This window comes from Halobacteriovorax sp. ZH5_bin.2, from assembly GCF_043196375.1.
Lineage (GTDB): Bacteria > Bdellovibrionota > Bacteriovoracia > Bacteriovoracales > Bacteriovoracaceae > Halobacteriovorax_A.
On record NZ_JBEBMJ010000003.1, the window covers coordinates 141080 to 153435 of the forward strand.

General features: G+C 35.0%; 14 protein-coding genes. 11 read left to right on the forward strand and 3 right to left on the reverse strand.

The genetic code is table 11. The features are described from left to right. The first annotated feature begins 18 nt into the window (after positions 1 to 18). From ABMA76_RS09155 to ABMA76_RS09175, 5 genes are read left to right on the forward strand one after another with little or no spacing between them, the layout of a single operon-like run. Complete coding sequence (locus tag ABMA76_RS09155; protein ID WP_392909876.1) at positions 19 to 174, forward strand: hypothetical protein; 156 nt, start codon at positions 19 to 21, stop codon at positions 172 to 174. Positions 175 to 233: 59 nt separating this feature from the next. Next, complete coding sequence (locus ABMA76_RS09160; RefSeq protein WP_392909878.1) at positions 234 to 923, forward strand: fimbria/pilus periplasmic chaperone; 690 nt, start codon at positions 234 to 236, stop codon at positions 921 to 923. Then, a complete protein-coding gene (locus ABMA76_RS09165; RefSeq protein WP_392909880.1) occupies positions 913 to 3327 on the forward strand; it encodes a fimbria/pilus outer membrane usher protein in 2415 nt (804 codons plus the stop codon). Before ABMA76_RS09160 ends, ABMA76_RS09165 begins: the two co-directional genes overlap by 11 nt. Before the next feature lies 1 nt (position 3328). After that, on the forward strand, positions 3329 to 4246 hold the full coding sequence (locus tag ABMA76_RS09170) for a spore coat protein U domain-containing protein (protein WP_393061429.1): 918 nt from the start codon (positions 3329 to 3331) through the stop codon (positions 4244 to 4246). Between the two features lie 44 nt (positions 4247 to 4290). After that, the gene (locus ABMA76_RS09175; RefSeq protein ID WP_392909884.1) at positions 4291 to 5034 is read left to right on the forward strand and encodes a hypothetical protein; all 744 of its coding nucleotides are present in this window, start codon (positions 4291 to 4293) and stop codon (positions 5032 to 5034) included. Positions 5035 to 5039: 5 nt separating this feature from the next. Here the strand turns inward: ABMA76_RS09175 and ABMA76_RS09180 are convergent, their stop codons facing one another. The 3 genes from ABMA76_RS09180 to ABMA76_RS09190 form a co-directional block, all read right to left on the reverse strand. Next, entirely contained in the window at positions 5040 to 5282 is a 243-nt protein-coding gene (locus ABMA76_RS09180) for a DUF6868 family protein (RefSeq protein WP_392909886.1), read from the reverse strand. Between the two features lie 10 nt (positions 5283 to 5292). Next, complete coding sequence (locus tag ABMA76_RS09185) at positions 5293 to 6045, reverse strand: hypothetical protein (protein WP_393061431.1); 753 nt, start codon at positions 6043 to 6045, stop codon at positions 5293 to 5295. A gap of 245 nt (positions 6046 to 6290) precedes the next feature. Next, entirely contained in the window at positions 6291 to 6665 is a 375-nt protein-coding gene (locus ABMA76_RS09190; RefSeq protein ID WP_392909890.1) for a VOC family protein, read from the reverse strand. 132 nt (positions 6666 to 6797) lie between these two features. Between ABMA76_RS09190 and ABMA76_RS09195 the strand changes: the two genes are divergently transcribed. The 6 genes from ABMA76_RS09195 to ABMA76_RS09220 are packed head-to-tail and all read left to right on the forward strand — an operon-like array spanning position 6798 to position 12346. Then, positions 6798 to 8192, forward strand: a complete 1395-nt coding sequence (locus tag ABMA76_RS09195; protein WP_392909892.1) for a hypothetical protein — start codon at positions 6798 to 6800, stop codon at positions 8190 to 8192. A gap of 3 nt (positions 8193 to 8195) precedes the next feature. Further along, positions 8196 to 9545: a hypothetical protein gene (locus tag ABMA76_RS09200; protein WP_393061433.1), complete on the forward strand. Its 1350-nt coding sequence runs from the start codon at positions 8196 to 8198 to the stop codon at positions 9543 to 9545. A gap of 33 nt (positions 9546 to 9578) precedes the next feature. Then, complete coding sequence (locus ABMA76_RS09205) at positions 9579 to 9788, forward strand: DUF4266 domain-containing protein (protein WP_392909896.1); 210 nt, start codon at positions 9579 to 9581, stop codon at positions 9786 to 9788. Continuing rightward, positions 9757 to 10938 (forward strand): DUF3570 domain-containing protein, encoded by a 1182-nt coding sequence (locus ABMA76_RS09210; RefSeq protein ID WP_393061435.1) that lies wholly within the window; start codon positions 9757 to 9759, stop codon positions 10936 to 10938. The genes ABMA76_RS09205 and ABMA76_RS09210 overlap by 32 nt, the downstream gene beginning before the upstream one ends. 9 nt (positions 10939 to 10947) lie before the next feature. Further along, positions 10948 to 11385, forward strand: coding sequence for a redoxin family protein (locus ABMA76_RS09215; RefSeq protein ID WP_393061437.1), 438 nt, complete (start codon positions 10948 to 10950; stop codon positions 11383 to 11385). A gap of 1 nt (position 11386) precedes the next feature. Then, the gene (locus tag ABMA76_RS09220; RefSeq protein WP_392909902.1) at positions 11387 to 12346 is read left to right on the forward strand and encodes an FAD:protein FMN transferase; all 960 of its coding nucleotides are present in this window, start codon (positions 11387 to 11389) and stop codon (positions 12344 to 12346) included. Positions 12347 to 12356 lie beyond the last annotated feature (10 nt).

Sequence of the window (12356 nt, forward strand, 5' to 3'; positions counted from 1 at the left end):
GAAGCCAAAGAATTACACTTGAGAGGAAGAGTTCCAGCATCCGTTATTGTCAATGATGAGTTAGATCCTAAAGACTCAAATGATGCTATTAAGTCAAATCTTAATAAGAATTCTTATGATGTTAAAAAGTCTGAAAAGAATGGCCATCCAATGATTGAAATCTCATTTCACTAATTCATCTTCAATTAAAATTTGTGTATAATAAATAGGATCTAAGCTGTCATGGAGGAAGCTTGAAATTACTTATTTTATTAGCACTTTTCCCACTTTTAATGTCTTTTACTTTTAGGCCAACTACTCAAACAATTGATCTAAGTGATGGACAAAAGGCCACTCAATTTCAAATAGAAAATACATCGTCAGATATGATTCCAGTGACGGTAAATGTTTTTGAACGAATACAAAAAGAAGATGGAAGTGAATCTCTTCCTAAGACAAATGATGTGAGTGTTTTTCCTCCTCAACTTATTATCTCTCCTGGGGATCGAAAAACAATTCGTGTGGATTGGAAAGGAGATGCGAATATTTCTTCTGAAAAAGTTTATCGTATAGTTGCTGAGCAAGTCCCTTTAAAACGTGGAAGTACTAATAGTAAGAATCGAGGTGGTATTAAGATGCTACTTAAGTATATGAATGTCTTATATGTAACTAAGAAGGAGTTTAAGCCTAAACTTGAAGCCAGACGTTATGAAGTTGGAAAGAAGATTAGAATTTATATTTCTAATAAGGGAAGTTCTCATCAGTACCTAAAGAATGTAAGGTTTGAATTTGTAAAAGGTGATAAGAGGTTATCATTCCCTAGCAAAGAGCTGACTAAACTTAATGGACAAAATATTTTAGCTAATACAACACGATTCTTTGAATTTAATAATACAATTAATCTTAAAAATGGATATGAGTTAAGAGCGTCTTTTGATAAGTAATTATAGACCAATTCTATTTGTTGCACTCCTGTCTCAATTGAGTCCTCTAACTGCTTATGCTCAGTCTGAAACCGAGCTATTTCGTAGTGTCTTTGGTGAAGTTAATTATGAAGCACGGTTAGAACTTATTCTTCATGGAAAATCTCTTGGGGATATTCCAGTAAAGCTTCAAGGAAGCCAGTTAAAGTATATTGATAGTGTCATTCTAAATGAGAAGATAAGAAGTCTTGTTAAGAATGAAAATTATAAGTTAATCGATACTTCTAAGAAATGGGTGGCTACTTCAACAATTCCTTATACTCTAAGCTATGATCCTAAAGCACTACAGGTAATATTAGATATACCTATAGAGAGTCTTAAATCTGTTTTCTACTCATTAGAAGAAAATCCAAAAATTAAATACGCTGGTCAAACAATTGAAGCGGCTCCATTTGCAGGTTCTATTAATTATCTTCTTGATAAGAACTTCGGTGATTCGTATCTTGGTGGCGATTCTTTAACTTTGAATATTAACTCTTTCTTGAATATAAACACTTATGTTCTGCAGTTGAATGGATTCTATGTTGATGATGAAGATAAAAACGACCCTTATTGGACGCGAAGAGACTTTAGTTTAACAAAGGATTTTGAATCCTCACGCCTTCGAACGAGGCTAGGGGATACAACAACTGGCCGCTTAGGCTTTATGCAATCAAAAGCAATAGGTGGATTTAACATTAGAAAACAATTCTCTATTAATCCTTATGAGACACCTTATACGCAAGGAGAGAAAGAGTTTCAAATTGTTAGACGATCAAATGTTAGTACTTATGTTAACGGGACTCTTGTAAAAAAAGAAATCCTACCTGCTGGTAATTATCGTTTATCAAATCTTCCACTTGTTAATGGAATTAATAATGTACGTGTAGAGATTGATGATGGAAGTGGTGTTAAGCAGTTATTAGAATTTAATATCCCAACATCATTATCGATTTTAAAAAGAGGTGAATTTGATTATTCATTAAGTGCGGGAAGAAAGTCAGATGATTCGGGAAGAACAAGGAGCTATGTTGATAATAATGAGTTTTATAGTGGCCTTATTCAATATGGATTTACAGACCTATTTTCAACAGGTGCCTATTATCAAAAAGATGACAAATTTCAACTAAGTGGCCTCTATAATGGTATTGCAACAGAGTATGGGAATTTCTTTCTTGAGAATGCTTATTCTGATTATAAGAACTTTAATGTGAGTGGCTATGCAGCTTCTTTGACTTGGCAATTTCAAGATATCGCTGGTTACTTGCTTGAAAATCTATCTTTTTCAGCACGCTATGAAGTTTTCGGTGGAGACTTTAGGGCCACTGCCGATTATAATGGGCCTTCGATTAAAAATAACTATCAGCTCAATTTATCATTTCCTATTTTTTCTCGAAGTTCGATAAATCTAGGGGCCGGACATGAAGAATATCGTGACTCTGGAAATGGTTCTCGAAATTTTATTCGTACCTCATTGAATATTAATCCCATAAATAACCTTAATGTAAATCTTTATGCTGCTCGAACAAAAGATTTAAATAATCCGACTGATCACTCTGTCTCTGCTTTTTTAACATGGTCTTTTCCTTCTCAAAATAGCTATGTGTCGATGTTTAGAGACTTTGAAGATAAATCAAGTCGAATATCTTACACGAAAGATAATAGTAATGAGTTATATAAGCCAAGATATACAGTTTCCGCAGACGACGATGAAGTTAATGGCCGCTTAAATTTAAGTGCTAGCATGCCGACGCCAATGGCCGATTACTTTTTTAAGGCGTCTTATGCTCATGAGAAAAGTGGTGATGATTATAGACAGATAGGATTCGGGTTATCGACGACTTCTTTATTCGCATACGATGATGGCCTTGCTTACGCTCAATCTCGTTCTAATACGAATAGTTTCGCACTCTTTAAAACTAAAGAAGCTTTAAAAGATCAAAAGCTTATTATTAAATCAACTTCAGTTCATGCAGATACTCAAACTCCACTCTTTGGGGAGCTTGCAATAACTGATATGGTTCCATATCAATACCGTGAAGTACAATTAGATCCAACTGCTCTCGATTACGGAACAACACTTGAAAAGGAAAAGTTTGTTCTCTATCCGACATATCAATCAGGACATCTCATTAATATCCGAGATAATGGTCTATTAAGTCTTAAGGGTAAAATTACACGTAAGGGAAAACCAGTTTCTCTTGAAATTTGTCAGCTAGGAGATAAGGTTTTCTTTACTGATCGAGAGGGTTTCTTCTTTGTGGATGGAGTTGATAATGAAAAAAGTTTACTAAAAATTAGTGGTAAGGAAGTTAAGAATATTTCGATAAATCAAGAATCCCGTGGGATCATTGATATTGGTACGATTGAGATAGAGGGGAAGTAATATGACATTATTTAAAGCTTTAGTAGCTATATTCTGTGTCTCATCTGTTTTAGCGGCAAAATGTGACTTGAATATTAGCGTTAATAATTTTGTAGGGACAATAAATTCGAGCGTACAAGCTGTAGCCCATCCAATTACAATTTCTCGATCTAAAAATGCAACTCAATGTAAAATAATCAGGGCCTTTTTTAGTACAGGGGGAGCTGGAAACTATAATCGTATGGCTTCGACTTCTAATAATTCGATTCCTTATAACTTATATAGTGATAGTAATATGGTTACTGTTCTTAAAGATGTATCGGATGCAACTCAAGCAGGTGAATACAGTGTGATTAACTTACCTGTAAGATACAACTCTTATCAGTCAAACTTTTATATCAAGCAGGTTGATCTAGATACGGTCTTTTCAAGTGGCTCAGGTTATTTTGGTGATAATATTCAAATTAGTTTCTATAGTGTTAAAAACAACGGTCAGCTTGAATATGAAACGACTGCTTATTTTTATCTGCAGTTAGTTGTTCCAAGATATGCTGAGCTAAGCTTAGTTCCTTTAGGTTCTCCTCATGACCCTAACTCTACCCAATATATTATGAATTTTGGAAATCTAACGAGTCAGGATGTAAAGAGTGCAACTCTAAATGTGAAGGGAAATGTAGGCTTCGGTGTTTATATGACTTCACAGAATGGATCAGTTTTAAAGAATGCTGCAAGCAGTGTTCCTTATCAAATTAAGGTGGGCCCAAATAACTACACGTCACTTTCAAATGCTGGACAAGAAACATATATGTTTCAGCGCAATAATGCCACTTCTATCAATGCTGAGAGCTATCCTATCTATGTGAAATTAGGAAATGTTCCAACAAATGCATCGACTGGTGATTATGAGGATGTCATTACAGTCACAGTTAAAGCTTGGTAAAAATATTACTTAAGTAAATTGCTCAAGTTGTCGATAAGAAATCCATGAATATAAAAGACCTAAAGTACGGTGTTGCCGTACTCGCAATTGGTGCGACTACTTTTTACTTTACTGAAAACTATATTGCAGACTCTGGGCAGGCCCAACGAACCATCGCTAGTGAAGGTCTTGTTAGTAACTGCCTTGATGCTGTTAGATCATTCTTAGGTCCAAAGAAAATCGAACCTTTTGCAAAAGTAAATCTCGTACTAAATGAGAATGAGCGAAAAGTTAATGGAAAGATCGTTGCTTACGCTCGTGGCGGTTTTGAGATTAGAGGTTATGGAAGTCATCAGTTAATATCTTATAGTGAAATTGCGACTATTAACGGTAAAGAACTGAATGAAGTCGAGATCTATCGCTTACTCTTGTCTTCTGAAATTAATAAAACTAAGTCAGATCAAATCCAAGTTAGAATATTAAATAACTTAGAGTTTGAAGATATTAAAGGACGGAATTTTACAACAGATGGTGAGTCTTTAAGCTTTCAAGACTTACAAGGTGTAAAGTATAATATCCCTCTTGAAGAGGTCTATCACTTTTCTTCATTTGATCCAAATACTGCTGCCAGAAAGGGAGTCGAAACTTTCGCTGGGGAATTTGTTTCTGTACGTCTCACAAATGGCGAAATTGAAGATGGGGTTATTGCACTCTCAACGGATAGGAACTTTGCTGAATTAACAAGTGTACACGATAGTAAAGAAATCGTTCAAATACCTTTAAGTGAGATTGAATTAGTTTTTCAATAGTCGTATTAGAGAATAAATTTTAAAACTAGGTAAGGTGTAAGATTAAATACAATCACAAGTAGTTTGAAGTTCGCTAGGTATTTAAAATACATTTTAGGGAACTTCTTCTCTTTAATACCAAACATACTAGAGTGAATTTCAATTACTTGTTTTTTAAATATGAGAATCATTACTGTCGAAAGTAGTAAAAATCCCATATTGATAACTGCACAATAACCTAAGAAAGATGTCATTAAGTCTATAGTCATTTAATCTCCATTAGTCCTTACTTGGTAAGTTTTCTGCAAAACCTCTAAATGCGTAGGCTAAGATATCACGATCACTCGGTGTTTTAGGGAATGGGTACCTCTTATTCATGCTTTCGCTATTCTTCTTAGATGAAAAGGCCGAGACTAAATCAATGATCTTATCCACACCGTCCCTTTTTCTAATTGTGTATTCTAAGTCATTTCGATCTGATTTTTTTATTATTCCATTCCAAGCGAGGTACTTATTTCTGATATCATAGATCGAGAAGTTAATATCCATACTTCTTTTTGTTGTCGTGGTTAAACTTCGATCCCCTGTTTCATTTCCTTCTGCATTTGTGACAGCTGATTCTGTTCTATCATTTTCAACAATGTCACTTTCAATTCTAGCAAAGACGAGGTAGCGACGTTTTGTTATATTTTGCCCTAATATTGTAAGCGACTTCTCACTGAGTATTCCATCTTCTTCAATTTCACGTAGTATCTCACGATAGAGTCCTCTACCAATTTTTTTGATCAACGGTGATGCATTATCAACCATTAAATCTCTTCTCTTTTCTTGTAACTCGACACGAAATTGATTTGCAGTACTGATTTGCTTCTTATAATCCCAGTTTTCGCCAGTATGGACAATCCCTGCAATTGTTAATCGTCCTGCTTGAACATTTGTATATGTGAAGTCGGCCGTCTTTCTAAGGCCATGTACTTTTGTTGCACATGAAGTAATTAGTAGGGTACTTAAAAGTACGATAATCTTTAACATCTATTTCTCCAGTCTCAAGTTAAGCTAAATCCATTTTATTAGAACACGATCCACTTAACAATAGTTTAGATTTTACGTAGTTAGCAATTTGAAAAATTAAGATGAAATTAAATGTATGAACCTGTTTTGATGCTATTATGAAGATGGTAGGAATCCTTCGGGAGGACTGCTCAGCTCGCAGCTACTGTCTGTGGGCAAGAAAAGAGGTCCTCGCATTATGCGAGGGCCTTTTTTTTTGTAAGGTATTATATCTGAGCAAAGAGATCAATTTGATTACCGTTTGGGTCTCTAACCGAAGCGTACCTTTGTCCCCAGAAAGCATCCCATGGTGATTTTTCAATTTCAAAACCAGCGTCGACGATTCGATGAAATAGCTTATCAACTTCATTAGGAGAAGTTTGTTGAAAACACAGAGTTATTCCAGAATTTATAGGCTCTTTCCAATCTTTATTAATCTCTTTAAGCAAATCAAATGAATCCAACATGATTCGTAAACCATTTTCTTGTGTCGCCTCATAATGACCTTTTCCATATTCTTTAAAGTCTAAGTTTAATAAGTTGTAGAATTGAATTGATTTTTCAATATTCTTACAAGCAATTCCAATCGCGCTTACAGTCATAGTGACTCCTAATTCTTAGGTTTAGTTTTTGTTGTCCTGTTTTAACCACAGCTTAAATTGACATGATTTGTCCTCTGGCATTTATTAAAGATACATTTTTTTTCGGTACTGAACAATATCATAGGAGGATATGTGAAAAAGTTAACAAAAATGGCAGTTGCCCTGGCCGTACTTTCTACGGTTGCAACGTCTGTTTCTGCTTCATCGAGAGTAATTCGTGACAACCGTTTAAAAGATTTAGGCATTTCACCTGTCTTAGGGCGCGGCTACTCCATAGCGACTAATACTTATCAAAGTACATGCTTGGGGAAAATTGAAACGACTCAGCCCTCATATGATTTAAAATATCGATATATTGAAATTGAACAAGATTGGGAGACACAGTATAGGCGCTCTTTTGAAACAAAGAATACATTTAAATTTCTATTCTTAAAGAATAATGTAAATGTCTTTTCGGAAGTCGAAGGCAATACAACATATCACTATCATTATATCTTTGCAGATATTGATGTTGATAGCTATTACCATTCTCTCTCAGAAGGTAATAGCGATTTAAGTGAGAGTGCTGCAAATCTTCTTCGAAAAGGAGATGTTGTTGGCTTCTTTGACTCTTGTGGACCTTATTATGTACGTTCAATCGGTCGTCACTCAAGTTTCCTCGGTCTACTTCGATATCGTACAACATCTGTCGAACGAGATGTTAATTTTGAACTTGAGCTTAAGTCAAAGATGCGTGGCTTCTTCTCAGGGGGATCAACTGATACGACAATATCAACTGAGTTTAGAACTGAAACGCAAACTAAGAGACTTGAAATTAATATTTGGGCCTATGGACTTGGTAAAGGTGAACTTGCAGATATTATTCCAACTGATATTGATAGCTTCAAAGATTCTGTACGTGATGTCGTAAAGACAATGCAGGATCCAAATGCTGGTCGAATTACAACAATGGAAGTAGCGCCTTGGATTGAAAATACTCAATTTCAAGACCTTTTAGAGTTAGAAGATGAAGAAGGTAAATTACTTTTTGAAAAGAAAAAGAACCTTGAGGCTAACGCTGAAATTATCAGCGAACTCGATCGAATTGATAGAGCACAGGTTGATCAATATTTTAAGGCAAGTAATTGTCGTCGTATTCTTGAAGATGAATATTTAAATATTGATGATGACTTCGGTGGAGGATATGAACCAGAGAATACATTCTTCTCTAATTTATCTCAGCCAAATAGTCAGAGTTCTGAAATTTCACTTGAGGCCTTTGATGCAGTACTTTCAACAGATAAGGTCGAAGAATATTTGATCGCAAATTATATATTTAACTACGGACAACCTGAACCAACTCCTGAGCCTGAAACAGGGGCATTAGCCTGTATAAAGGCCATTCATGAGCAAGGAATTGATCAGGTACATTTTAGGAATATTCCTGCGTGTGTTGATGCTAGGTTAACAGGGGTGCCAGTATCTCCTCTTTTAGATAATTATTGTATGCCAGAATTGGCAAGAGTCATTATTCCTGATGATGCTTAATTTATGAAAAATATAACTTATATACTTTTATTAATTTTCCTAGGTGGGGCCAAAGTAGTGGCCCTGCCTCTACAAAATACAATAAATGAAGAGAATTTCCATTCTACGTTGTATATTGATGATCCACGTGTAACACAATTAAATGGACATCTAAAATTATTAGATGGTTTTTCAAGGAAATTGTTTAAACAATCTAATACGTGCTTTGATTTACAAAACTTCAAAGGAACACAACAATCTAATATTCAGTTAGATTTTCATCAGAAGGTTATTGGGACAAATCTCTATAACCCTTTCTTTAGTAAGTACTATAATAATGTCTACAGTAGTCATGTTGATAAAATTCTCAAAGCGCAAGATCAAAAGATCACAAATACGATACAGATTGCAATACATAAAACGACTTACGCACGGGAGCGAGATACTGAGTATGTTGATATTAATTCACGTTATAACCAGCTAATCTCAAACGGTGACTTATTTAAATTTAGTGAACTATGTGGAAGTGGTTATGTGAATTCTTTCAATAAATACGCTGGAGCATGGTTTACTATTGTTTTCAATCGAAGTGCAGATAGTGATGATACTGTTTTCACAAACCTCCTTGAAGCTTATATTCGTTTATTTGATTCAACTGCAGAACCAAAGTTAAGAGCACAATTAAATAGAGAACTCGCTAATCGTGCTGTTGTTCTTTACGCCGAGTTTAGAGGAATAAATCCTTTAACGGTTCCTATTCAAAATTTAAGAGATATAGCAGAGTTTAGATCTTTAATTACAAGAATAAAGTCTGCAATGCTTGCATCTGATGCTGGCCTTTATATGGCGTTAGAGTATACCCCTTGGGGTTATAATGATGAATTTCAAAAAGCATTTTATGATTTTCTCACACGAAACAGTAAACAACCAATTCCTACTGAACCAAGTAGATCTCAATGGTTTAATTTTTATCAGAATATGGAATTAGCAAGACTAATGAGTGATGCTATAGCTTATGAATCAGATATCATTGGTCGATTTGAAGTTTGTCGTAATCAAATGTTAAGCGATTGGCCATTAAGAGGTAATGAAAAGAAGTTATTCGTTAATCACCTTGATACCGACGGAGCAGGAATCGCTCTCGCTACGATCTATCAAATCTTATCCGAAGAAGCACTAAAGAACTTACAAGATAAGTTTGATAATTTACAAAATGGAGAAGAAAACTCTGTTTTACTTTGTAACAAAAGATTGAATGGACAAACTTTTCTTTTGAATCATTATCGCGAGTTAGTTGAGTGTAAATGGTTTGATGAGTTTACTAAGTCACCAACTTTGATTTTAGATGCTCTTTGTCCACTGACACCAAAGTAAGTAATGTGATAAAATTTTACAAAAGGATATCACATGAAAATTTACTTACTTCTCTTTTTGTTCCTATCACTATTCGTTTCTTGCGCCAATGTTGATCAAATTGACCGTGGCCTATTATCAAAAAAAATCATGCAACTCGATCCTCACCCTGAAGAAAGTATGTTTCAAAATGAAGTACGTGCATTCAGAGAAGGTGCTGTTGGAGGCACAAATGCTGTTGGAGGTGGATGTGGTTGTAACTAAGTATAAAAGATTACTTTTCAGTTTTCTTCTGATTCTTGTTTCTACTAAAAATACATTCGCCGAAATGATGGCCGACGGAAAAACAAAATTCAAACTTCTGTTTAATCTCTACCATCAAAATAGTGACGATGGTAATCAAGTCTATGATAATTCAGGAAAAGAAGAAGCTAATGTTGTTGAACCAATGCTCTTTGTGGAACATCAAATAACTGAAGATTCCGCCATTAATGCACATTTTGTTTTCGATTTTTGGACAGCGGCATCTGATACAAAGTTAGATGGTGCAACAGGTGCAAGTGGACCAGGTAGAAAGGGACAGTCCCGCCTGTCTGGGAATATTGGCGTTCGAAAAGAAATGGGCGATTGGGAAACAAGTGCATCAGTTGGTTTCTCTTCAGAATATGATTATCGCTCATTCAATGGAAGTCTTGGTGTTCAACGTTCGATGGCAAAAGATAACTTTACACTCGGGCTCAATATTCAATACTACAAGGATAAAGTGAAGCTGTTCGAGGATTTGAGCAATCCTCCAACTGCTAAAATCTCTGACTTCCTTCCCCGAGATATATTTGCAGTTAGCCTAACTGCGTCTCAAATTTTGACAAGACAAGATATTATTCAATTTGATTTAACATTCGTAGAAGCTAGTAAGAACTTGGAATCGACTGCTAGTAGTGTTTCTGTTGGTGGTGTAAGGCAGCCTGAAGTATTACCTGATACACGAAGTCGCTATGCTATCTCTTCTAAGTGGGTTCATGGTTTTAGCGATGAAGTGGCCATGAATTTATCATACCGATATTATTTTGATCAGTGGGACTTGGATGCTCATACGTTAAGACTAGCTTTTTTGAAAGAGATTAATGATGATGAAGATTATGTTGAGATTGCTCTTCGTTATCATAATCAATCAAGTGTTAAGTATTACCAGGATTCCTTTGCTACGGCCAAAGATTATATGACTAGTGACTCTGATTTAGCAGACTTCTCTTCATATGAGTTGAGTGCGCTTCTTTCTAGTAATTATGATTCAAAGAATATATATGGTATCGAATTTGAAGACTTCGTCTGGAATAATGGTGTGACTTTCGCTAAACGTACAAATGGACTTGTGTATGCATATATTCAATCTTCAGTTGGTTTTCAGTTTTAGGAGTGTTTGGTGAGAATATTATTTGTAACTTTAATTTTGTTCTTCTCCTTCAATTCTTATTCACAAAAAATAGAAGATTTTACGATACCAATTTATGGTAAATCGCAAAACTTTATATTAAGTGAAAGTCTTATTAAATACGATAAGGTTTTTCTTAATTTCTGGGCTTCTTGGTGTACCGCTTGTATTCAAGAAATGGATGAACTAGAAGATTTGAAGAAAAAATACTCAAGTAAGAATATACTTTTTGTTGCAATAAATGCAGGAGAGAAGAAAAAGAAGATTAAACGATTTTTAAAGAAGCGAAATTTTAGCTACTTAATACTTGAAGATAGTGATCGTAAGATCTCAAAAAAGATTGGGGTGACTGAACTTCCTCGCTCTATTGTTATTGATAAAAAAGGCAGTATTCTTTACAGCTCTGATAAACCTCCAAAGGAATTATAAGTTGTTTGAGAAAGGAAATGACATTACATGTGAGTATAAATTCTGTGCAATGGGTGGAGAATTTCAAATTATGTGTTTCCCACAAAGCTTTCTTTCGAGGGAAGACGTGTATAAAATTTTTGTAAAAGCAGAAGAAGAGGTTAATCGTATTCAAAATAAATTTACAGATTTTGAAGATAGTCCATTTAATGAAATTAATAAGTATGCTGGAATAAGACCTGTTAAAGTCGATGGAGAAATTTGGGATATTATTCAAAGAGCAAATAAAATCTCAAAAGAATCTAATGGCGTTTTTGATATTTCATTTGCCACGATTGGACACTTATGGCGAAAAGCAAAAAATGAAGGTCGAACCCTTAGTTTTCTAGAACGTTCTCAAGTTCAAAGTTATATAGATTACCGTAAAATAAAATTCAACCGATTTACAAAGAGTGTTTATCTTCCTTTTGAACAAATGCGTATAGGACTAGGTGGGATTGGAAAAGGTTACGCCGTTGATAAAGTTTATGAGTTACTTCTTAAAGAAGGCCTTCATAATTTCTATATAAATGGTTCGGGTGATATTCGTGTGCACTCTCTACCTAATGCTCCTAGGGCCTGGCGGATCGGTATTAGAAATCCATTATCTAAAGACAGTTCTAAGTCGATTGGAGTGATTCAACTTGCTACCGGTAGTGTTGCTTCTTCTGGGGGCTATATTCAATTCAATCCCAATTCTGAAGGATTTAGCGACCACCATATTGTAAACCCTAAGAGTGGCCTGAGTAGAGACGACATTCTTGCGACAACAGTTATTGCTGACAATACTGTTAGCGCTGATACAACAGCAACTATTTTGATGAATTTGGATATTTCGCAAGCAATAAGCTACTTGGATTTACGAAAATTTATTGGTTTCGTGATAGATTCTCAAGGAAAAACCCATCTTTCAGCGGCCGCTATTAGCTCTTTTGGCCTATAAATAAATATAT

Coding starts and splice junctions, on each gene's coding strand:
- ABMA76_RS09190 (WP_392909890.1), bottom strand. CDS start 6,665: ATGACTGTAAGCGCGATTGGAATTGCTTGTAAGAATATTGAAAAATCA.
- ABMA76_RS09180 (WP_392909886.1), bottom strand. CDS start 5,282: ATGACTATAGACTTAATGACATCTTTCTTAGGTTATTGTGCAGTTATC.
- ABMA76_RS09175 (WP_392909884.1), top strand. CDS start 4,291: ATGAATATAAAAGACCTAAAGTACGGTGTTGCCGTACTCGCAATTGGT.
- ABMA76_RS09205 (WP_392909896.1), top strand. CDS start 9,579: ATGAAAATTTACTTACTTCTCTTTTTGTTCCTATCACTATTCGTTTCT.
- ABMA76_RS09210 (WP_393061435.1), top strand. CDS start 9,757: ATGCTGTTGGAGGTGGATGTGGTTGTAACTAAGTATAAAAGATTACTT.
- ABMA76_RS09200 (WP_393061433.1), top strand. CDS start 8,196: ATGAAAAATATAACTTATATACTTTTATTAATTTTCCTAGGTGGGGCC.
- ABMA76_RS09185 (WP_393061431.1), bottom strand. CDS start 6,045: ATGTTAAAGATTATCGTACTTTTAAGTACCCTACTAATTACTTCATGT.
- ABMA76_RS09170 (WP_393061429.1), top strand. CDS start 3,329: ATGACATTATTTAAAGCTTTAGTAGCTATATTCTGTGTCTCATCTGTT.